This window comes from Thioalkalivibrio sp. ALJT (assembly GCF_000381825.1).
In the GTDB taxonomy this organism is placed as follows: domain Bacteria; phylum Pseudomonadota; class Gammaproteobacteria; order Ectothiorhodospirales; family Ectothiorhodospiraceae; genus Thioalkalivibrio.
Map to the genome: position 1 here is coordinate 430,063 of NZ_KB907121.1, position 21,042 is coordinate 451,104.

The window sequence follows — 21,042 nt, forward strand, 5'->3', positions numbered from 1 at the left end:
GGCCTGTCGGCCCCTGCACGGCTTCGTAGGACATTATGCAGGCATCATGCCATCCGGCCCGATTCGGCCCGGGCGCGCGAAAAACGGGCACCCCGGGTGCCACGCCGCATCCTTTCTGCACCATTTTGGTGCCTTATACGCACAATCATGGTGCCTGGCGGGGTGTGCCGCACCTAATGAGTGCATGGGCGATAGAGTAGCGTGACCTCGCCCAGCATGTCGCCCACCTGCGGGTGGGCGTGCAGCCGGTCGGCCAGGGCCCGGGCCCGCGCCTCCAGGTCCGGAGCCGCGGTTGCCCCGTCAAGGCGCAGGGTCAGCGTCATGTGCACCCGGCCACCCAGGTAGTGCAGGGACAGGTGCTCCACCGCGTCCAGCTCCGGGCTGTCGGCCCAGGCCTCGCGCAGGGCCTCCACCAGTACCGGCCGTAACGGCAGCGTCGAACTGCGCGCCTGCTCCGCGTCATTTTCCGGGTCTACGTGCACCGTGATGTCGTTGACCCGGTCATGCTCGTCGGTCACCGAATGGAACACCGCATCAGCGATCCGATGCCCCTCGGAGACCGAGATCATCGGCGCGACCTGGATGTGCACGTCCACGACGACATCGCTGCCATGGCGTCGTGTGCGCAGCATGTGTGCGTCTTTTACCCCGGGCACGTCCACGATGGTGCGATGGATGCGTTGCACCTGGTCCGGCTCCAGCGCGGTGTCGATCAACTCCGCCGCGGCACGCACGATCAGCCGCCCGGCGACATGCAGGATGAACAGGGCAACGATCAGTGCGGCCAGGGCATCGGCCCACGGAAAGCCCGCCACCGCCGCCCCGACACCCACCAGCACGAACAGCGAGGAGATCGCATCCGTGCGGTGATGCCAGGCATTGGCCTCCAGCATGCGCGACTGGTGGCGGCGTGCCACCCGTTGGGTGTACTGGTACAGGCCTTCCTTCGCCACCAGGGTGAGCGCGGCGAAGGCGACCGCGGCCGTGGCCGGTGCGGTCAGGGGCTCCGCGCCGAGCAGGCGGCTGCCGGCGGTCCAGGCGATGGCCAGCCCCGCGAACGTCAGAAACAGGCCCACGATTACGGTGGCCAGGGTCTCGATGCGGGCATGGCCGTAGGGGTGATCCGCGTCTGGCGAGGCCGCGGCCTTGCGCGCGGCGAACAGCACCACCCCGTCGGTGATCAGGTCGGACAGGGTGTGGACACCGTCGGCCACCAGCGCCTGCGAGTTCAGCAGCCAGCCGCTGATCAGCTGCGCCAGCGCCAGGCCAGCATTGACCACCGCGCCGACCAGCGTCACCCGGCGCGTCGCGCGGTAGCGCGGGCCGTTCTCTGACGGAGCCGGGGCTCCGGAGTTGGCGAGGGGATCGCTCAGGGTGGCTCTCCCGGTCAAGGCGGGCTCTCAGTATGGCCGCGTGGCCGGCGCAAGCAAAGCCATCGGCGGCCACGAGCGGTGGCCGAGGCCGGAGCCCGGCCGATATACTGTCCGCTTTGCCCTTACTCGGGATCGCCCATGGCGCACGAACGCAAACCGTCCAGCAGCAGCCCCACCTTCCAGGACCTGATCCGGCGTCTGCAGGATTACTGGAACGAGCACGGCTGCGTGGCCCTGCAGCCCTACGACATGGAGATGGGGGCCGGTACCTTTCATCCGGCGACCTTCCTGCGCTCGATCGGGCCGGAGCCGTGGCGTGCGGCCTATGTGCAGCCCAGCCGCCGTCCTACCGACGGGCGCTACGGCGACAACCCCAACCGCCTGCAGCACTACTACCAGTTCCAGGTGCTGCTGAAGCCGTCGCCACCGGACATCCAGGATCTCTACCTCGGCTCCCTGGAGGCGCTGGGCTTCGACACGCTCACCCATGATGTCCGCTTCGTCGAGGACAACTGGGAGTCTCCGACCCTTGGCGCCTGGGGCCTCGGGTGGGAGGTCTGGCTGAACGGCATGGAGGTCACCCAGTTCACGTACTTCCAGCAGGTGGGCGGGCTGGACTGCCACCCGGTGTCCGGCGAGATCACCTACGGGCTGGAGCGCCTGGCGATGTATCTGCAGGGGGTCGAAAGCGTCTATGACCTGGTCTGGACGATCGGACCGGATGGGCGTGCGATCACCTACGGCGACGTCTATCACCAGAACGAGGTGGAGCAGTCCACCTACAACTTCGAGCATGCCGACCGTGATGCCCTGTTCGCTGCCTTCGACCAGCATGCGAGCGAGAGCGACCGCATGATCGAGCTGGGCCTGCCGCTGCCGGCCTACGAGCAGATGCTGCGCGCCTCGCACAGCTTCAACCTGCTGGATGCCCGGGGCGCGATCTCGGTCACTGAGCGTCAGCGCTATATCCTGCGCGTGCGTGAACTGTCGCGAAACGTCGCGCAGAAGTACTACGAGTCGCGCGAGGCCCTGGGCTTCCCGCTGTGCGCCGACGACGACACCAACAAGCCCGACGCCGCCTGAACCTATTTTCCGGATCGCGCGCCCTTGCGCGCGGTCGTGATGGACCCGACACGGACCCGACATGGCTGAAGCCCGCGAACTCCTGATCGAACTCGGCACCGAGGAGCTGCCCCCCACCGCCCTGCCGCGCCTGCGTGACGCCCTGGCCGACGGCCTGGTCACCCGCCTGCGCGAGGCCGGGCTGGAACCGGGCGCGCCCGAGGTCTTCGCCACCCCGCGGCGGCTGGCCGTGCTGTTCCCCGACGTGCCCGCGCGTCAGCCGGACCAGTTGCAGGAGCGTCGCGGCCCGGCCGTGGCCGCCGCCTTCGACGCCGCTGGCGAGCCGACCAAAGCGGTGCTGGGCTTTGCCCGCTCCTGCGGCGTGGAGGTCGAACGTCTGGAACGCGAGACCACCGACAAGGGCGAATACCTGGTCTTCCGCCAGATGCAGCCGGGGCGCGCCCTCGGCGAGCTGCTGCCGGAGATGCTGGAGGCCGCGCTGGAGGCCCTGCCCACGCCCAAGCGCATGCGCTGGGGCAGCAGCCGCACCGAGTTCGTGCGCCCCGCGCACTGGCTGGTGGTCCTGCACGGGACCGAGGTGCTGGAGATGACAGTGCTGGAACAGACTGCAGGCCGGGCCACGCACGGCCACCGCTTCCACCAGCCCGGCGCGCTGGAGCTCAAGCGCGGCAACGACTATGCCGAGCGGCTGCGCAGCCCGGGCTTTGTCGAGCCGTCGTTCGAGTCGCGGCGCGAGAACATCCTGGCCCAGGTGCACGAACAGGCCAGGGCCCTGGGTGGGCGTGCACTGGTGGATGCCGACCTGCTGGACGAGGTGACCGCGCTGGTGGAGTGGCCGGTGGCCCTGACCGGCGGCTTCGACCCGCGTTTCCTGGATGTCCCGCAGGAAGCGTTGATCTCCACCATGCAGGACAACCAGAAATACTTCCCGGTGGTCGACGAGGCCGGGCGCATGCAGCCGCACTTCATCGTGATCAGCAACATCGAGTCGCGCGACCCGCATGCGGTGCGCGACGGCAACGAGCGCGTGCTGCGCCCGCGCTTCGCCGATGCCGAATTCTTCTGGCAGCAGGACCGCAAGAAGCGCCTGGAGGAACGGCTGGACGCGCTGGACTCCGTGGTGTTCGAAAAGCGCCTGGGCACGCTGCGCGACAAGTCCGTGCGGCTGGAGGCCCTGATGCAGCGCCTGGCCGGCCTGATGGGGCTGGATGCCGATCTCGCCGCGCGCGCCGCGCGCCTGGCCAAGTGCGATCTCGTGACCCAGATGGTGTTCGAGTTCACCGAGCTGCAGGGCACGATGGGCCGCTACTACGCCCTGCACGACCGCGAGGACGACGCGGTCGCGGCCGCGATCGAGCAGCATTACTGGCCGCGCCAGTCCGGCTCCGAGCTGCCGGATGTCCCGCTGGCCCAGGCGCTGGCGCTGGCGGACCGGCTGGATACGCTGGCCGGGATCTTCGCGATCGGCAAGCAGCCCACCGGCACCAAGGACCCGTTCGCTCTGCGCCGCGCTGCGCTGGGGCTGGTGCGCATCCTGGTCGAGCGCGAGCTGCCGCTGGCCCTGACCCCGCTGCTGCAGGCGGCGGCCGAGCCGATCCGCGCGCGCGTGCCGGAGGCCGACCAGGCCGTGGAGCCGGTGCGCGAGTACATCCTGGAGCGCCTGCGCGGCTACCTGCTGGAGCAGGGCCAGGCGCACGAGACCATCGAGGCGGTGGCCGCGGTCGCGCCGGATACCCCGCTGGACTTCGTCCGCCGCGTGCGCGCGGTCAGCCTGTTCCGCGAGCGCCCGGAGGCCGAGGCCCTGGCCGCCGCAAACAAGCGCATCCACAACCTGCTGCGCAAGGCCGGTGAGGAGGCCGAGGCCGACCTCGACCCGGAGGCCCTGGCGCTGGAGGAGGAGCGGAGCCTATACCAGGGCCTGCAAGCGTTGCGCCCCGGCGTCGAGCAGGCGGTGGCCGACGGCGACTACCTGCATGCCCTGGGCGAGCTGGCGGGCCTGCGCGATCGGGTCGATACCTTCTTCGACCAGGTGATGGTGATGGCCGAGGATGCCGCCGAGCGGCGCAATCGCCTGGCCCTGCTGCGCGAGCTGCGCCGCGCCTTCGAGACCGTGGCCGACATCGGCCGCCTGGCCACGGGATAACGCCGCCGCATGCTCCCCCTGGTCCGTGGCCTGTTGTTCCAGCTGGGATTCATCAGCTCCACGCTGGTGTTCGGCCTGTTGCTCCCGCCGCTGATCTGGCCGCTCTCGCCTGCCGCCCGCTACCGGGTGCTCACGCAGTGGGGGCGTTTCAACATCTGGTGGCTGCGCGTGACCTGCGGCATCGACTACCGGGTACGCGGCGCCGAACACATCGATCCTGCACGGCCGCATGTGGTGCTGTCCAAGCATCAGTCGGCCTGGGAGACCATCGCCTTCGTCGCGATCTTCCCGATGCAGACCTGGGTGCTCAAGCGCGAACTGATGCGCATCCCGCTGTTTGGCTGGACGCTGTCCATGCTGGACCCGGTCCCGATCGACCGCGAGGCCGGGCGGCAGGCGCTGGAGAACCTGGTCGCGAAGGGCCAGCAGCGTCTGGACCAGGGCCGCTGGGTGATCGTGTTTCCCGAAGGTACGCGCGTGGCCCCGGGCGAGCACGGGCGCTATCGCCAGGGCGGCGCGATGCTGGCGGCCCGCACCGGCTACCCGGTGCTGCCGGTGGCGCTCAACAGTGGCAGCTTCTGGCCGAAGAAGGGCCTCCGGCGCTACCCCGGTACCATCGACGTGGTCATCGGCCCGCCGCTCGCGACCGCCGGACGCAAGCCGGTGGAGGTGCTGGGCGAGGCCGAGGACTGGATCGAGACCACCATGGCCGGGATCGAGTCGCGTCCCGACCGTCCGTCATTGGAGCAAGCGCATGGAGAATGAACCCGTGATCAGCGCGCCGCTGGTCGAATTGCGTGACCGGACCATTTACCGCATCGGGGATGGTTCGCCGGCGGTCTGGTTGATCGACGACCTGGAACTGGGCGGGATCCTGGTCAACGCACCGGCGTATTCGGAACCCCTGCTGACAGCGATCCGGACCATCACCAGCCCCGCGTACCTGTTCCTGCCCAGCCGCCTTGGCGCGCAGGACCTGGAGGCCTGGCGGGCGGCTGGCCTCGAGACCCTGGCGTTCGAGGCGGAGGCGCCGGCGATCCGGGCCGCAGGCGGCGAGATCGACATCGCGTTCAATCGCAAGCAGCGCCTGTCGCGCACCATCGACTTCCTGCCGATGGCTGGGGTGACCGAGGGTACCTGTGCCCTGCGTCTGAAGAATCTGCCAGGGGTGGTGTTCTTCGGGCCGGCGCTGGCACCGGGTGCCGATGGCTGGCCCACGCTGACCCAGAACCCGGAAGATCACTCCTTCGAGGCGCGCCTGTTCGGCGCCCTGGGCGTGAAGGACCTGAAGTTCGCCTACGCCTTCTGCGACCGCTTCGATCCCGCCACCACGCAGTTCGGCCCCGACGCCGACCAGCACATCCAGGCCCGTATCGAGGCCGTGTTCGACGAGTAGCGTTGCCGCTGGGGGCACTCCTCGACGATTGCCGCGGCGCTTGGCGCCTCGCAATGACGGGGGTGGGTCAGGCGCGGGCGATCAGGTTCTGGATCACGTGCCCGGCGGCGGTCAGGCCGAAGATCGCGGGCAGGTAGGAGATGGTGCCGTTGACCGAGCGCGGGCGCCCGCCGCCATCGACCGGGCGGTGTTCGGTGCCTTTGCGCGGCTGTTCGATGGAGAACACCACCGGGTAGTCGAGCTGGGCATCCAGGCGCCGCAGGCGCTTGCGCATCTGGCGCGCCAGCGGGCATACGCGCGTCCCCGCCAGCGGCCCTACCCGTACACCGGTGGGGTCGATGCGGCCGCCGGCCCCCATGCTCGAGATCACTGCCTGGCCGCGCTGCTGGGCCGTGGCCACTAGGGCCGCCTTGCAGACAATGGAGTCGATCGCGTCGATGACGAAGTCGGCATCCTCCGGCACCAGATCGTGGAGGGTGTCGGGCCGCAGAAACTCGTGGCGGAGCGTGACCTCGATATCGGGGTCGATGTCACGGATGCGGCGGGTCATGATCTCGGTCTTGGGGCGGTCGACGGTAGAGCGCAGCGCCACCAGTTGCCGGTTCAGGTTGGAGGCCGCGACCACGTCATGGTCTGCCAGGGTGACGCGTCCCACGCCGGCGCGGGCGATCGCCTCGGCCGCGTAACTCCCCACCCCGCCCAGGCCGGCGATGAATACATGTCGATCGCGCAGGCTTGCGGTGACGTCCGTGCCGAGCAGGAGGTCGGTGCGTTCGCGGTAGGGGTCAGGGTGCGTGGTCATTAATCCGGGTCGCTCGAGAGCCGGAGGACCCGGCGTGCGTTCTGGGTCGTAATTATAGCCATCTCTGCCGCGTCCATGTCGCGCAGGCGCGCCAGGTGGCGGTTCACCTCGGCGGTCATCATCGGTTCATTGCGCCGGCCCTGGTGTCCGGCGAGGGGCTGATCCGGGGCATCGGTCTCCACCACCAGGGCCTCCAGCGGGGCCGCGCGCACCACGCGGTGCAGTCTCTTCGCCCGCTCGTAGGTCACCGGCCCGCCGATGCCCAGGCAGCAGCCAAGGTCGGTGGCCTGCAGGGCTTGCTGCGGCGAGCCGATGAAGGCATGCAGGATGCCGGTCACGCCGGGGTGCTCGCGCAAGCCCTTCAGCACCGCGTCCAGCGCGTGCCGGCTGTGGATGATCACCGGCAGGTCGCGCTCACGGGCGATGGCCAGTTGCCGCGTGTAAAACCGCCACTGGAGGTCCCGGTCCAGCCCGTCCTGGTAGCCATCGAGCCCGATCTCACCGATGGCGACGGCCTCCGGGTGCGTATCCAGCCAGGCCTCCAGGGCGTCGAGGTCCGCGTCCGCATGCGCCTGCAGGAAGATCGGGTGCAGGCCGTAGGCGACATGCAGGCCCGTGTGCTGTCGGTGCAGGGCCGCGAGGTCCGGCCAGCGCGCGCGGGTGACGCCGGGCAGGACCAGCTCCTTGACCCCGGCGGCGCGGGCGCGGTCCAGCACCGCCGGGCGATCCGGATCGAACGCATCCAGGTCCAGGTGGACATGCGTATCGATCAGGTGCACTGGCGGTGGTCCTACGGACAGGGGTAGGTATAGCGGGCGTGGATGGCCTCGATGGCCTCCAGCACGGCATCGGACAGGGTGATGTCCGCGGTCACGATGTTCTCGCGCAGCTGCTCCATGGTGGTGGCCCCGATCAGGTTGCTGGTCACGAAGGGCTGCTGGTTGACGAAGGCCAGCGCCAGCTGCGTCGGGGTCAGGCCATGTTCGCGCGCCAGGCGGGCGTATTCCGCGGTCGCGGCCAGGCCGGATTCGTTGCTGTAGCGCTGGAAGCGCTCGAACCGCGTCAGGCGCGCCCCCGCGGGCTTCGCCCCGTCCAGATATTTGCCGGAGAGCATGCCGAAGGCCAGCGGCGAATAGGCCAGCAGGCCGGCCTCCTCGCGGATGGCCATCTCGGCCAGCCCCGCCTCGAAGCTGCGGTTGAGCAGGTTGTAGGGGTTCTGGATGGCGACGATGCGTTCGGACAGGCCGCGGTCATGGGCGCGGATCCACTCCATGAAGCCCCACGGGGTCTCGTTGGAGATGCCGATGGTGCGCACGCGGCCGCTCTCGACCACGGCCTTCAACGCGGCCGCGGTCTCCTCGATCGGGGTCGCGCTCTCGTCCGGCTTGTGGACGTAGCCGAGCTGGCCGAAGAAGTTGGTGGCGCGCGCCGGCCAGTGGACCTGGTAGAGGTCCAGGTAGTCGGTCTGCAGGCGCTTGAGGCTTGCGTTCAGGGCCTGCTCGATGTGTTCGCGGTTCAGCTGCGGGCCGCCGCGCAGGTAGTCGATCATGCCGGGGCCGGCGACCTTGCTGGCCAGCACTATGCGGTCGCGGTTGCCGCGCGTTGCCAGCCAGTTGCCAATAAAGGTCTCGGTCAGGCCCTGGGTCTCCGCGCGCGGCGGGACCGGGTACATCTCGGCGGCATCGATCAGGTTCACGCCCTGGTCGAGTGCGTAGTCCAATTGTTCGTGGGCCTCGGCCTCGGTGTTCTGCTCGCCCCAGGTCATGGTGCCCAGGCCGATCAGGCCGACCTCGATGTCGGTGCGTCCCAGTTTGCGGTATTGCATGGTGTCTCCCGGCTGCGGTCTGGCGTGTCAGGTGAACAGGGTGAGGACCCCGGTGTAGCCGTACAGGCGGTTGGCGAAGATCTCGCCATTGGCAAAGAAGCCGACCAGGGGCACATCCCCCAGGCCCTTCTGCACGATCGCCAGTTCCGCGCCCTCCTGGACGAACTGATGGCGCCCGCGTCCGACGCAGGAGACATAGATGGCCCCGCGAATCCCGTTCGGGGCCCGGGCGCGGATCTGCTCCAGCATGCGTTCCAGATCCTCGATGGCGGCCTGACCGTCGCGGCGCACGAACAGGATCTCCGTGCCCGGCTCCAGCATCTCGCCGACCGCCAGTATCTCCTGGTCCAGATCCACCCCGATGATGTTGCGCACCCGGTAGTCGCCGGTGTCGGAGCCGGGGGTCGGGAAGCCGACCAGGATGTACCCCAGCGCCCGCTCCAGGTCACGCGAGAGTACGTCGCCAATGATGCCCTTGAACGCCGGCAGGGCCTGCTGACCGTCCAGGCGCACGATGATGTTGCGCCAGGTCTCGGTCAGTTCATGCTTGCCGGGTAGTGGGGTGCATCCCTGGGTGTGACGCGCGGCGATTGCCACATCGTCGCGCAGCGCCAGCCCGGTGATGCCCGAGGCGGCCACGCCATCGGCGATCTGCACCACCCCGTCATCGCCGGAATTGACCCCGCCGGTGGCAAACCAGGCGGTCTCTTCGTCGATGGCGGTCAGGACCGCCTCCAGTCCTTCCATGCGCGGGTCGGCGTTCAGCAGCAGCCGGCCCGGGGTCTGCGGGTCGAGAAAGCCGTCCAGCTCGCGCCGGAGGGCCTCCAGCGAGCGTACCGGGCGGGCGATCACGCGCACGCTGGCGGCGGGCAGCTCCCCGACCATCAGGCTGACCCCGGCGGTTTCGTACAGCTCGGCCTGCGGGCCGATCACGGCCATGCCCATGCCGCCGACGAAATGCTCGATGTCCAGGGCTTCGCGCAGCTGCTGCAGCAGGCTGCGCGCATGGCGTGACAGGGCGTCGGAGACATAGATGAAGGCGATCCGGGTGTGCCCGTCCGGGCACGGCGGCAGGGTGCCCAGGCCGCTTACCAGGTCTGCGGCAAGCGCCTCGGGCGTGTTCCCGGTAGCGGATGTACTGCGGAAATTCGGGGTCATAAACCGAGATGCTCCAGCATGCTGAGGGCCTCGTTGTCGGTAACCGGCAGGACGTATTGCACCTGCGCAGTGCCATCTCCGGACAGGGTCAGGCGTGCATGATGGCGGGTGTCCAGCTCTTCCAGGAACCAGGCGATCTCGGAGGGATGCACCGCATGCTCGCCGCGGGTGAGGTGGCGCACCAGGAGGGTATCCTCGCGCATATCCAGGAACAGTGGTTGCGGCAGTTCCAGGGGCAGGATGTGGGTTTGTACCAGCCACTCCACCGGGGACGGGCGCCGCCGTGGCAGGGGGCGACTGTCGATCCGGAAATGCCCCCCGCCCCCGGGTTGTTTCAGAAGCTCCTCCAGCCAGTCGCCGGTAAAGCCTTGATGGACGATCAGGGATCGCCCGGTGTAGCGGTTGCGAAAGCGTTCCATTTGCTGGGCCGGCCGTGGCCCGAAGAGTCCGAACACGCCAAATCCACCTGATTGTACAAAGCCCGAATCGTAGCGGAATGGCGACCGTAAACGAAAAAGGCCCCGCTTCAGCGGGGCCTGGGAACTTCTCCGGCGATACCGGATCAGCCGCGACGCGACAGCATGTCGTGGATGATCGGCGCGAGGATGACCTCCATCGCGAAGCTCATCTTGCCGCCGGGCACCACGATGGTGTTCGGGCGCGACATGAACGAGTTCGGGAGCATGTTCAGCAGGTAGGGGAAGTCCACGCCGAGCTTGTTCGGGTCCTCGAAGCGGATCACCACCATGCTCTCGTCAGGCGTCGGAATGTCGCGGGCGATGAACGGGTTGGAGGTGTCCACGGTGGGCACGCGCTGGAAGTTGATGTCGGTGCGCGAGAACTGCGGGGTGATGTAGTTCACGTAGTCCGGCATGCGGCGCAGGATCGTGTCCACGATGGCCTCGGCGGAATAGCCGCGTTCGGCGTTGTCGCGGAAGATCTTCTGGATCCACTCGAGGTTCACGATCGGCACCACGCCGATACCCAGATCCACGTGCTGCGCGGCGTTCACTTCACCGTCGACCACCAGCCCGTGCAGGCCTTCGTAGAACATCAGGTCGGAACCCGGCTGGATCTCTTCCCACGGGGTGAACTCGCCCGGGCCGAGGTTGGTGCCCAGGCGCTCGTTGTGAGCGGCGGCTTCCTCGTCGGAGTGCAGGTAGTAGCGCTTCTCGCCCTGACCGGTCTCGCCGTAGGTCTTGAACAGGTCCTCGATGCGATCGAACAGGTTGGCCTCGGGGCCGAAATGCGAGAAGTGATGATTGCCTTCGTCGCCGGCCTTCTGCATCGCCTCCTTCATCGCCTTGCGGTCATAGCGATGGAAGCTGTCGCCCTCGATCACCACCGGATTGATCTGCTCGCGTCGGAAGATGGACTCGAAGGAGCGCTTGACAGTGGAAGTGCCGGCACCCGAGGAACCGGTCACCGCGATCACGGGATGTTTCTGGGACATGGGTTTTCTCCTTGCAAACTGCGTTGCCTAAAGATGATGGAACGGGCGTGCGGGGCGCGCCGGCACCCCGCTAGAAAATGAGGTTCAGCATGATCAGGGCGACCACGGCGAACAGGATGGTCATGATGCCGCCGGCCTTCATGTAGTCCTTCACCCGGTAGCCACCGGGGCCCATGATCAGGGCGTTCACCTGGTGGGTCGGGATCAGGAAGGAGTTCGAGGTCGCGATCGCCACGGTCAGCGCGAACACGCGCGGGTCGGCGTCCATGCCTGCGGCCTGGGCGGCGATGGCGAAGTTGATCGCCAGCGGAACCAGCAGCACGGTCGCGCCGACGTTGGACATGACCAGGGTGAAGAAGGTGGCCAGCGCGAAGATCGTTGCCTGCAGGACCCAGGGCGGGACGGTCCCCAGCATGTCCAGGGTGTTCTGGGCGATCCAGGCGGCGGTGCCGGTGTTCTCCACCGCCATCCCCAGCGGTATCAGCGAGGCCAGCAGGAAGACCGTCTTCCAGCTCACCGAGCGATAGGCATCGTCGAGGCTGATGACCCCGGTCAGGATCATGCCCAGTGCCCCGGTCAGCAGTGCCACGGACAGCATGATGTCGGTGAACAGGATCAGGCCCACGGTCAGCGCGAGGAAAAACAGTGCATGTGGCACCTTGGAGGGGCGCAGCTCCTCGCGCGGGTAGTCGGAGGTGATCACCACGAAGTCACGATCCTTCTCCAGGCGCACCAGCGATTCCCAGGTGCAGTGCACCACCAGGATGTCGCCATTCTCCAGCGGGATGTCGCGCAGGCCTTCACCGAAGGTCTCGTTTCCGCGCTGGATGCGCATCACCGACAGGCCGTAGGTCTGCCGCATGGCCAGCTCGGTCACGGTCTTGCCGGCGAGGTTGGAGCCGGGGGCGATGGCGACCTCGGCGACCCCGGAACGGCCGCTGTCCAGGGCATTCGCGAACACGTCCAGGCGGGTGGTCGGGCGCTTGCGCGAGCCCTCGCACAGCTTTTCCATGCGCGCGGGGCTGGACAGGATGGCCAGGTGCGAGTTGGCCTGGATCTCGTAGCCGGTCCAGGGCGCCATGCGCAACTCGTCGCGCACGTAGGTGCCGACGATCGCAACCCCGGTCTCGCGCTCGATCTCGGCCACGGTGCGGCCGACCAGCGGGTCCTTCTCCGGTATGAATACCTCGTGGATCTCGTAGGACAGGCCGTATACGCGCTGGAAATAGTCCTGCGCGCTCTCGCGCTGCGCGGACTTGGACGTGACCGAGGGCAGCACGAAGCGTCCCAGCAGCACGAAGTAGACGATGGTCGTGGCCAGCAGGGCCAGTCCGATCGGCGTCACGTCGAAGAGCTGGAAGGGCTCCATGTCCGCCGGCAGCAGGTCGTTCAGCAGGATCAGCGGGCTGGATCCGACCAGGGTGATGGTGCCGCCGACGATGGCGGCGAAGCCCATCGGCATCAGCAGGCGCGACAGCGGGATGCCGAGGCGGCTGGAGATGCGGCTCATCACCGGCATGAACAGTGCGGCCGCGCCGATGTTCTGCATAAAGCTCGAGATCACCCCGACGGTGCCGGAGACGGTCGGGATAATGCTCTTTTCGGTGGTGCCGCCCACGCGCATGATGAAGGCGGCCACCTTGTGCATCACGCCGGTCTTGTCCAGTCCGGCGCCGATGATCATCACCGCGATGATGGCGATCACCGCATTGGACGCGAAACCACTGAACAACTCGTCCTGCGCGACCAGCAGCCCGAGCCCGGGCACCAGCGTCAGCAGCCCGAGCAGTACCATTACCGAGATGGCGGCCAGGTCCACGCGAATGACTTCCGTGACGAACAGGAAGATGGTGAACGCCAGTAGCGCGAGCACCACAATCATCTCGGTGGTCAGCGTAAGATTTTCCATGTGTCGATTCGTGTCCTGAAGGCCCGTGCCGGACGGCACGTGGCCGGAAGCCGAAGGTGGCGCATGTGCATGCCGGACCTGTCGGCCGGGGCGCGCCTTTCCCTTGAAAGCGCGGGATTATTTCATTCCGCGCGGCTTGACGCAAAAAACGCGCGCAGCGGGCCGGCGCGCCCGGGCCGGTTCCGGCCTTCCCGAGTACCGGTAGTGGCGTTTGTCGGTGTGTCGGTTATGCTGAGAAAAAACGATCAGGTGGAGACTTCGCATGTCCGATTCCGACGCCCCGCTGTGCCGCTTCGAGACCATTCTCCTGGCGACCGACGGCTCCGAGTTCAGCGAATCCGCGGAGAGCGTGGCGCTGGATCTCGCGCAACGCTGCGGGGCGCGGCTGGTGATCGCGCGGATCATTCCCACGGACACCCAGCATGATGCCCTGTCACCGCCGCGTGGCGGCGAGGCGAGCAAGGTCGCCCAGGCGCATCTGGATGCGCTGGACAAGCGCGCTCGGGAGGTCGGGGTTGATGCCTCCATGGTCCTGCGTCACGGGGTCGACCGGCATCAGGAGATCGTGGCCATTGCCACGGACTTCAAGGCCAGCCTGATCGTCATCGGGCGCCGCGATCGCGGCGATCTCTCGCGCCTGATGGTCGGGGATGCCACGCGCAAGGTAATCGGCCTCGCCCCGTGCAACGTGATGGTGATTCCGCGCGGCTCCCAGGCGCCCCACCGCGGGTTGCTGGTGGGCACCGATGGTTCGGAACTCGGGGATCAGGCCGCGCGGGCCGCAATCGAGCTGTCCGGCCATTGTCAGTTGCCGTTGACGATCGTCTCGGTCGCGGTGCCGGGGCAGAACGAGGCCCGGCGCCAGGAGGGTGTGCAGGCCATCCAGCGTCTGCAGGCCGAGGCCCGCGAGAAGGGCCTGGAAGCGGATGCGACCTTCGAGGAGGGGCGTCCCGAGGGTACCCTGCTGGATGTGGCCGCGCGCGATCATCGCGACCTGATCGTACTGGGCAGCCATGGCCGCACCGGTCTCAAGCGCCTGCTGATGGGCAGCGTCTCCGAACGCGTGATTGGCGGTTCCGACGGCCCGGTGCTGGTGGTCAAGAACGTCTGACCACCGCCCGTCTCAGGCGGGAACGTCCGTGCGCCGGTAGAGCAGGTCGGCCACCCTGTGACCGCGGCGTTCCCCGCGGCGCTCGAACTTGGTTACCGGGCGTTCCGGCGGCCGCCCCGGGGCCGGTACCGGCCCCTCCGGCTCGAACCACGGCGCGCATTCCTCCAGCACCGCCATCATGTGCTCGGCGTACTCGGCCCAGTCGGTTGCCAGATGCAGCCGCCCGCCGGGGCGCATGCGCGCGGCCAGAAGGCGTACGAACGGCGGCTGGATCAGGCGGCGTTTGTGGTGCCGCTTCTTGTGCCAGGGGTCGGGGAAATAGACCTGTACCCCGTCCAGGGCCGCCGGCGCGATGTAGTGCTCCAGCAGTTCCACGGCATCGTGGTCACAGACGCGCACATTGGTCAGGCCCCGCCGCTCCACCTCGTGCAGCAGGTGCCCCACCCCCGGACGATGAACCTCGGTACCGATGTAATCGCGCTCCGGGTTCTGCGCGGCCTGCTCGGCCAGGCTCTCGCCATCACCAAAGCCGATTTCCAGCGTAACCGGCGCCGTGCGACCGAAGATGGCCGCCAGGTCCAGCGGTGCCGCGGGCGCCGGCAGGGCGAGCCCGAAGCGCGGCAGCAGCTCGTCCAGCGCCCGTTGCTGGCCCGGCGTCAGCCGCCCCTCGCGGCGCACGAAACTGCGGATGCGGCGATAAAACGGCTTGTCGTCGGAGGCAGAATCAGCAGACTCACTCATACTCAGCTAAAGAACAGGCCGGTCTGTGGCGAGGAAGCCGAGGCGTAGCGGCGCGGCGCCATGCGCCCGGCGCGGAAGGCCTGACGCCCGGCAAGGATCGCGTGGCGCATGGCCGCGGCCATCATCACCGGGTCCTCGGCGGCGGCGATCGCGGTGTTCATCAGCACCCCGTCGCAGCCCAGCTCCATCGCGATCGCGGCGTCCGAGGCCGTGCCAACGCCGGCATCGACCAGCACCGGCACCGCCGCGTTTTCGACGATCTCACGGATGTTGTAGCGGTTCTGGATGCCCAGTCCGGAGCCGATGGGCGCGGCCAGCGGCATGATCGCCTGGCAGCCGATGTCCTCCAGGCGCCGGGCCAGCAGCGGGTCGTCGGTCGTATAGACCATCACGTCGAAGCCCTCGGCCACCAGAATCTCCGCGGACTTTACGGTCTCGAATGCGTCCGGGTACAGGGTCTTCTCGTCGCCCAGCACCTCCAGTTTCACCAGGTTGTGCCCGTCCAGCAGCTCGCGCGCCAGGCGGCAGGTGCGGATCGCGTCCTCGGCGTTGAAGCAGCCGGCGGTATTCGGCAGCAGCGTGTAGCGCTCCGGCGAGATCACATCCAGCAGGTTGGGCTCGTCCGGGTTCTGGCCGATGTTGGTGCGGCGGATCGCGACGGTCACGATCTCCGCGCCGCTGGCCTCGATGGCATCGCGGGTCTGGTCCAGGTCGCGATACTTGCCGGTGCCTACCAGCAGGCGGGAGGTGAACTCGCGCGAGCCCACACGGAAGAGGTCGTCGGCGGACGCGGCGGCCGATGCGGTCATGGTCATTCCTTGGTTGAGGGTGGTTGCGGACAGGGCGGTCAGACGCGACGCATTCTCCTACCCGCCCCCGATCGCCTGCACGATTTCCACACGATCGCCGGGATGCAACGGGTGCGCGGCATGCTCGCTCCGCGGCACCAGTTCCGCGTTGACCTCCACCGCCAGGCGGCGCCCCTCCAGGCCGCGCGCCTCGATCAGCGCGGCCAGTGTGGGCGTGCGATCTTCGGGGAGTTCGAAGGGTTCACCGTTCAGCTGGATCTGCATGGTTGGTCATCCGGCGTTCGAAGTCGTTGAGCCGGAGGCCGACAAGGCCTACAATCGCCGACTCAAGCGGGTGTAGTTCAATGGTAGAACGGGAGCTTCCCAAGCTCTTAATGTGGGTTCGATTCCCATCACCCGCTCCATTTTAGGGAAACCCGGACGAATGTACATGCTCGCGCGTCGCTCTCGAGCCGCGTTGTCGTGTGTGGGCAAGCGCCGCCCTGGTGCGCCCGGTCCTGCGTTGCCCCCCGAGAGGCTGTCCGTTGCATGACTCCAGTCCCGGCGGGTGGCCCCGTTACTCGCTGCACATCGCGCGTCGTCCCGGAAGGGCCGGGGGTATCCTGAAGCTGCTGCATCCATCCGCCTGATTGGCAACGCGCCTCAGCCAGGCTCGAGGCCGTTCGGGCCCGGGTCCCCGGCCCCTCCTGTGGTTTCCGGCTCCCACGGGGCCGGGCCTGTCCTGCAAACGGGATATGGACTTGATCCAGATCGTTGTTATATCGTCCGGCTCATGACTACAGCGCCCCACATCACGGACCTCCTGCCGGTGGACGATGCCCGTGCCCTGCTGCGCGAACATGCGATCTCCCCGACCGAGCAACGCGTCGAGATCGCGCGTGTGATGTTCGCCCGGCATCAGCACCTCAGCGCCGAACAGATCCTGGCGCAGCTGGTGCGCAATGCCTCGCGCGTATCCAAGGCCACGGTGTACAACACCCTGAACCTGTTCGCCGAGAAGGGTCTGGTGCGCGAGGTCCTGATTGATCCCACCAAGCTGTTTTACGATTCCAACCTGAATCCCCACCACCACCTGTTCCACACCGATACCGGCGAGCTGGAGGACGTGGACCCGGCGCATGTCGACCTCTCCAGCCTGCCACCGCTGCCGGAAGGCAAGGCCCTGCAGGGCGTGGACGTGATCATTCGGGTGGGGCGCCCGCGGTCCTGAATCGCGCCCGGGCAACATGGTCCGGGAAAACTCGTCGGGGCCCGGATTGTGGTTGCACGCGCCGCTCGCTATCATGGCGCGCTTCGCCGGTGTAGCTCAGTTGGTAGAGCAATCGATTCGTAATCGATAGGTCGGAGGTTCGACTCCTCTCGCCGGCACCATCTTCCCCGTTTTGTTCCCGACCCGCGCTCTGGCGCCGGTCGGGAGCGGGATGGACGTCAGCCGCGCCGCTCCTGGCGCCGGCGCCCGCCCCCGGGTCTTCCCGAGCCGTTCCCCTGCCCCCGACCATTGCCACCGCGGCGGTCGTCGCGCGGTTTGCGTGGTCGCGGCTTTGGTTTGACCGCATCCTGGAACAGCCGCTCCGGGTCCACGCTCGTGGTGGGGATGCGTTCGCCCAGATAGCTTTCGATCTCCGGCAGGTAGAAGGCGGAGTCCTCGCAGCCGAAGCTGATCGCGTCACCCTCCGCGCCGGCGCGGGCGGTGCGTCCGATGCGATGGACGTAATCCTCGCCCGATTGCGGCAGATCGAAATTGAACACGTGGGTGACCGCGGGGATATGCAGGCCGCGTGCGGCCACGTCAGTGGCGACCAGGAAGGTGTATTCCCCGGCGGCGAAGTGTTCCAGCAGCTTCGAGCGCTTCTTCTGGGGTACGTCGCCGGACAGCAGCGCGGCCTTCTGCCCGTTGGCGTTCAGCCAGTCGCAGACCTTCTCGGCCCCGTGTTTGGTGTTCACGAACACGATCGCGCGTTCCGGCGCGAGGTCGCGGGCCAGCCCCAGCAGCAGCGGGATCTTCTCTTCATTGGCCGGGTAGTAGATGGTCTGGCGCACGCGATCCGCGGTGAGGGTCTCGGCCTCCACCTGCACCTTCTCCGGGTTGTTCATGTGCTCGTAGGCCAGCTCCATCACGCGGAAGGAGAGCGTCGCCGAGAACAGCATCGACAGGCGCTCGGCAGCCGGGGCGCAGCGCCGCATCAGAAAGCGCACATCCTTGATGAAACCGAGATCGAACATGCGATCGGCCTCGTCCAGCACCACCACCTCGGTGCATTTGAGCCCGAAGACCTTCTGCTTGAAGTAGTCGATGATGCGCCCCGGCGTGCCAATCAGGATGTCGGCCCCCGCTTCCAGCTGTTCGCGCTGGCTGTCGTAGCCGGTACCGCCGTAGGCCAGTGCGAGTTTCAGTTCGGTATCGCGGCCCAGGGCCTCGGCGTCCTTGTGGATCTGGATCGCCAGCTCGCGGGTCGGCGCCAGGATCAGCGCGCGTACGTCGGTGGAACGGCGGCGCGCTGCGGGCTGCTGACGCAGCAGGCGGTTGAAGGTTGCGATCAGGAAGGCCGCGGTCTTTCCGGTGCCCGTCTGGGCCTGGCCTGCGACGTCGCGGCCGGCCAGCGCGACGGGCAGGGTTCGGGCCTGGATCGGGGTGCAGGTCTCGAAACCGGTGGCGCGGATGCCCGCCTGCACGGCCTCGGGCAGATCAAGCTGGTCGAAGCGGGGCGTTTCCTGCGCGGGCTCGGTCATGTGAATCCTCTGTTACTTGAACTGTCTGGCGATCATCGTCGATAGTAAGAAGCGTGCAGTCGGCATCGCGGGCTGCTTTCCCAACCCAAGTCATGAGGGCTCGGAGTGAGCGACAAAATTGTGTACACATCGGACGCCGGTTTTGACGAGGACGTCCTGAAGGCCGACCAGCCGGTCCTGGTGGACTACTGGGCGGAGTGGTGCGGCCCCTGCAAGATGATCGCCCCCATTCTGGACGAGATCGCCGAAGAATACGCCGGCAAGGTCAAGGTCGCCAAGTTGAATATCGACGAGAATCCGTCGACCCCGCCGAAGTACGGCATCCGTGGTATCCCCACGCTCATGTTGTTCAAGGGTGGTGATGTCGAAGCCACCAAGGTCGGGGCCCTGTCCAAGTCGCAACTCACCGCGTTCCTGGACCAGCACCTGTAAGACCAGAAGGCCCGGTGCGGACAGCCGTCGCCGGGCCGCTCGGGTGCGAGTGCCCTCCGGGCTTGCCCCGAGACGCCGGCTCGCTTACCATCGGGCACATTCGAACAGTCGCCAGTCTGTTCCCTCCTCCTTCCAGTCAATCCGTGCGGCCACCCCCGGTCGTCGATCATTCACGTTGAATACAGCACCCCTCGCATGAATCTGACCGAATTGAAGCGGATGTCCGCTGCTGATCTCGTGGCCTTTGCCGAAGAGAAGGGCATCGAGAACATGTCCCGCGCGCGCAAGCAGGACATCATCTTTGGCCTGCTCAAGGCTCACGCCAAAAGCGGCGAAGCCATCTACGGGGACGGCGTCCTGGAGATCCTCTCCGATGGCTTTGGCTTCCTGCGCAGTGCCGACAGCTCCTACCAGGCCGGGCCGGACGACGTGTACGTCTCCCCCAGTCAGATCCGGCGCTTCGGCCTGCGCACGGGCGACACCATTGCCGGCAAGATCCGCCCTCCGAAGGACAACGAACGTTACTTCGCGCTGCTGAAGGTCTCGGAGATCAACTTCGAGCCGCCGGAGAATGCCAAGCACAAGGTGCTGTTCGAGAACCTGACCCCCCTGCATGCCAACGAGCGCATGCGCATGGAGCGCGGCAACGGTTCCACTGAAGACATCACGGCCCGGGTGATCGATATTGTCTCCCCGTTCGGCAAGGGGCAGCGCGGCCTGATTGTCTCGCCGCCGAAGGCGGGCAAGACGCTGATGCTGCAGAACATCGCCCAGAGCATCGCCGCGAACTACCCCGAGTGCTACCTGATCGTGCTGCTGATCGACGAGCGCCCGGAAGAGGTTACCGAGATGGACCGCATGGTTCAGGGCGAGGTGGTCTCCTCCACCTTCGACGAGCCCGCCCAGCGTCATGTGCAGGTGGCCGAGATGGTGATCGAGAAGGCCAAGCGCCTGGTCGAGCACAAGCGCGACGTGGTCATCCTGCTGGACTCCATCACCCGCCTGGCGCGCGCCTACAACACCGTCGCCCCCAGCTCCGGCAAGGTGCTCACCGGCGGTGTGGACGCCAATGCCCTGCACCGCCCGAAGCGCTTCTTCGGCGCCGCGCGCAACGTGGAGGAAGGCGGCAGCCTGACCATCCTCGCCACCGCGCTGGTCGAGACCGGCTCGAAGATGGACGAGGTGATCTACGAGGAGTTCAAGGGCACCGGCAACATGGAGGTGCACCTGGAGCGGCGTATCGCCGAGAAGCGCATCTACCCCGCGATCAACGTGAACCGTTCCGGCACCCGCCGTGAAGAACTGCTGACCGCGCCGGACGAGTTGCAGAAGCTCTGGATCCTGCGCAAGTTCCTGCACGGCATGGACGACATCGAGGCGATGGAATTCCTGCTCGGCCGCATGCAGTCGTCCAAGACCAACTCCGAGTTCTTCGACCAGATGAAGCGCAGCTGACCCGGCGCCTTTCGGCCTGACGCTTCACGCCGCGTACCCGGTGGCCGGCGCCGCCGGGGCCGCGGAGAAACCCGGTGTACGGGAAGACTGGACGTGTGCCAGAGCAGTCTGGGGTCCCGAACCTTCCGTTCTTCCTGCCTGCCTGTGAGCCGGTTTCCTGCCGTGTCGACCGCTGCAGGCTTCAGCCCGGTACCGGTTCGAAGCTGATCAGGCGGTCCAGCCGCCGCCACTGCCGTCGGCCCTCGGCATCCCGCAGGATCAGAAACTCGGCGCTGCGCCGGGTGCGCAGATCCAGGGGCCGCACTACCGCGATTCGGTCCATCTGTCCGCGCCGCCAGTGCGTGCGCAGAAACTGCCCGCGCAGGATTGCCAGCTCCAGCTCCGAGTAGCGTTCACAGGCGATGGGCGTATACGGCGGTGCCGGGTTCATTCGCCTTCCCGACGGGCGCCGATTCGCGGCAGCTCCTCGTCCCCGGCATCCTCGCGCTGGAACACGATGGGGGCGCAGCATACCCCGCAATCCTCGATCCACTCGCGGTCGCCGCTGACCATGTCTACCGTGGTCTCGCCCGGCTCGCCACACCAGGGACAGGCAAAAGCGACAAACTCGACAGGGCGCATC

The 21,042-nt window shown here is 67.4% G+C and carries 22 protein-coding genes and 2 tRNA genes; 10 read left to right on the forward strand and 14 right to left on the reverse strand.

From position 1 onward, the window contains the following. Positions 1 to 173: 173 nt before the first annotated feature. Positions 174 to 1,391, reverse strand: a complete 1,218-nt coding sequence (locus tag G332_RS0102065; RefSeq protein WP_026340520.1) for a cation diffusion facilitator family transporter — start codon at positions 1,389 to 1,391, stop codon at positions 174 to 176. A gap of 120 nt (positions 1,392 to 1,511) precedes the next feature. Between G332_RS0102065 and glyQ the strand changes: the two genes are divergently transcribed. From glyQ to G332_RS0102085, 4 genes are all read left to right on the forward strand, one after another. After that, positions 1,512 to 2,456 (forward strand): glycine--tRNA ligase subunit alpha, encoded by a 945-nt coding sequence (glyQ, locus tag G332_RS0102070; protein ID WP_019625341.1) that lies wholly within the window; start codon positions 1,512 to 1,514, stop codon positions 2,454 to 2,456. A gap of 61 nt (positions 2,457 to 2,517) precedes the next feature. Next, on the forward strand, positions 2,518 to 4,599 hold the full coding sequence (gene glyS / locus G332_RS0102075; RefSeq protein WP_019625342.1) for a glycine--tRNA ligase subunit beta: 2,082 nt from the start codon (positions 2,518 to 2,520) through the stop codon (positions 4,597 to 4,599). A 9-nt stretch (positions 4,600 to 4,608) separates the two neighbouring features. Further along, positions 4,609 to 5,364 (forward strand): 1-acyl-sn-glycerol-3-phosphate acyltransferase, encoded by a 756-nt coding sequence (locus G332_RS0102080; protein ID WP_019625343.1) that lies wholly within the window; start codon positions 4,609 to 4,611, stop codon positions 5,362 to 5,364. Beyond that, positions 5,354 to 5,995, forward strand: a complete 642-nt coding sequence (locus G332_RS0102085) for a hypothetical protein (RefSeq protein WP_019625344.1) — start codon at positions 5,354 to 5,356, stop codon at positions 5,993 to 5,995. Before G332_RS0102080 ends, G332_RS0102085 begins: the two co-directional genes overlap by 11 nt. Positions 5,996 to 6,062: 67 nt before the next feature. Here the strand turns inward: G332_RS0102085 and G332_RS0102090 are convergent, their stop codons facing one another. From G332_RS0102090 to G332_RS0102120, 7 genes are all read right to left on the reverse strand, one after another. After that, positions 6,063 to 6,797: a ThiF family adenylyltransferase gene (locus tag G332_RS0102090; protein ID WP_019625345.1), complete on the reverse strand. Its 735-nt coding sequence runs from the start codon at positions 6,795 to 6,797 to the stop codon at positions 6,063 to 6,065. Then, the gene (locus G332_RS0102095; RefSeq protein ID WP_019625346.1) at positions 6,797 to 7,576 is read right to left on the reverse strand and encodes a TatD family hydrolase; all 780 of its coding nucleotides are present in this window, start codon (positions 7,574 to 7,576) and stop codon (positions 6,797 to 6,799) included. The genes G332_RS0102090 and G332_RS0102095 overlap by 1 nt, the downstream gene beginning before the upstream one ends. Positions 7,577 to 7,587: 11 nt before the next feature. After that, on the reverse strand, positions 7,588 to 8,622 hold the full coding sequence (locus G332_RS0102100) for an NADP(H)-dependent aldo-keto reductase (protein WP_019625347.1): 1,035 nt from the start codon (positions 8,620 to 8,622) through the stop codon (positions 7,588 to 7,590). A gap of 27 nt (positions 8,623 to 8,649) precedes the next feature. Next, the gene (locus G332_RS0102105; protein WP_019625348.1) at positions 8,650 to 9,780 is read right to left on the reverse strand and encodes an FIST C-terminal domain-containing protein; all 1,131 of its coding nucleotides are present in this window, start codon (positions 9,778 to 9,780) and stop codon (positions 8,650 to 8,652) included. Further along, a complete protein-coding gene (locus G332_RS0102110; protein ID WP_026340521.1) occupies positions 9,777 to 10,235 on the reverse strand; it encodes a hypothetical protein in 459 nt (152 codons plus the stop codon). The genes G332_RS0102105 and G332_RS0102110 overlap by 4 nt, the downstream gene beginning before the upstream one ends. A gap of 107 nt (positions 10,236 to 10,342) precedes the next feature. Then, positions 10,343 to 11,233 (reverse strand): phosphoribulokinase, encoded by an 891-nt coding sequence (locus G332_RS0102115; protein ID WP_019625350.1) that lies wholly within the window; start codon positions 11,231 to 11,233, stop codon positions 10,343 to 10,345. A gap of 70 nt (positions 11,234 to 11,303) precedes the next feature. Beyond that, positions 11,304 to 13,142, reverse strand: coding sequence for an SLC13 family permease (locus tag G332_RS0102120; RefSeq protein ID WP_019625351.1), 1,839 nt, complete (start codon positions 13,140 to 13,142; stop codon positions 11,304 to 11,306). Between the two features lie 262 nt (positions 13,143 to 13,404). On the opposite strand from G332_RS0102120, the gene G332_RS0102125 reads away from it, so the two are divergent. Next, complete coding sequence (locus tag G332_RS0102125; protein ID WP_019625352.1) at positions 13,405 to 14,253, forward strand: universal stress protein; 849 nt, start codon at positions 13,405 to 13,407, stop codon at positions 14,251 to 14,253. A gap of 12 nt (positions 14,254 to 14,265) precedes the next feature. On the opposite strand, the gene trmB is transcribed toward G332_RS0102125, so the two are convergent. The 3 genes from trmB to thiS are packed head-to-tail and all read right to left on the reverse strand — an operon-like array spanning position 14,266 to position 16,067. Then, complete coding sequence (gene trmB / locus G332_RS0102130; RefSeq protein ID WP_019625353.1) at positions 14,266 to 14,994, reverse strand: tRNA (guanosine(46)-N7)-methyltransferase TrmB; 729 nt, start codon at positions 14,992 to 14,994, stop codon at positions 14,266 to 14,268. 2 nt (positions 14,995 to 14,996) lie between these two features. Further along, complete coding sequence (locus G332_RS0102135; RefSeq protein ID WP_019625354.1) at positions 14,997 to 15,803, reverse strand: thiazole synthase; 807 nt, start codon at positions 15,801 to 15,803, stop codon at positions 14,997 to 14,999. A gap of 57 nt (positions 15,804 to 15,860) precedes the next feature. Continuing rightward, entirely contained in the window at positions 15,861 to 16,067 is a 207-nt protein-coding gene (gene thiS, locus G332_RS0102140) for a sulfur carrier protein ThiS (RefSeq protein ID WP_019625355.1), read from the reverse strand. A 66-nt stretch (positions 16,068 to 16,133) separates the two neighbouring features. Here thiS and G332_RS0102145 point away from each other — a divergent pair. From G332_RS0102145 to G332_RS0102155, 3 genes are all read left to right on the forward strand, one after another. Beyond that, a tRNA-Gly gene (locus G332_RS0102145) sits at positions 16,134 to 16,207 on the forward strand. A 368-nt stretch (positions 16,208 to 16,575) separates the two neighbouring features. After that, positions 16,576 to 17,013 (forward strand): Fur family transcriptional regulator, encoded by a 438-nt coding sequence (locus tag G332_RS0102150; RefSeq protein WP_019625356.1) that lies wholly within the window; start codon positions 16,576 to 16,578, stop codon positions 17,011 to 17,013. 85 nt (positions 17,014 to 17,098) lie between these two features. Next, positions 17,099 to 17,174: transfer RNA gene (locus tag G332_RS0102155), tRNA-Thr, on the forward strand. 57 nt (positions 17,175 to 17,231) lie between these two features. Here G332_RS0102155 and rhlB read toward each other — a convergent pair. Beyond that, positions 17,232 to 18,533: an ATP-dependent RNA helicase RhlB gene (gene rhlB / locus G332_RS0102160; RefSeq protein ID WP_019625357.1), complete on the reverse strand. Its 1,302-nt coding sequence runs from the start codon at positions 18,531 to 18,533 to the stop codon at positions 17,232 to 17,234. 105 nt (positions 18,534 to 18,638) lie between these two features. Between rhlB and trxA the strand changes: the two genes are divergently transcribed. Next, positions 18,639 to 18,965, forward strand: coding sequence for a thioredoxin TrxA (gene trxA, locus G332_RS0102165; RefSeq protein WP_017941468.1), 327 nt, complete (start codon positions 18,639 to 18,641; stop codon positions 18,963 to 18,965). Between the two features lie 195 nt (positions 18,966 to 19,160). Then, positions 19,161 to 20,420 (forward strand): transcription termination factor Rho, encoded by a 1,260-nt coding sequence (gene rho / locus G332_RS0102170; protein WP_019625358.1) that lies wholly within the window; start codon positions 19,161 to 19,163, stop codon positions 20,418 to 20,420. A 181-nt stretch (positions 20,421 to 20,601) separates the two neighbouring features. Here rho and G332_RS0102175 read toward each other — a convergent pair whose 3' ends face one another. Further along, entirely contained in the window at positions 20,602 to 20,850 is a 249-nt protein-coding gene (locus G332_RS0102175) for a transcriptional antiterminator, Rof (RefSeq protein WP_019625359.1), read from the reverse strand. After that, a complete protein-coding gene (locus G332_RS0102180; protein ID WP_019625360.1) occupies positions 20,847 to 21,041 on the reverse strand; it encodes a CPXCG motif-containing cysteine-rich protein in 195 nt (64 codons plus the stop codon). Before G332_RS0102180 ends, G332_RS0102175 begins: the two co-directional genes overlap by 4 nt. Between the last annotated feature and the right edge of the window lies 1 nt (position 21,042).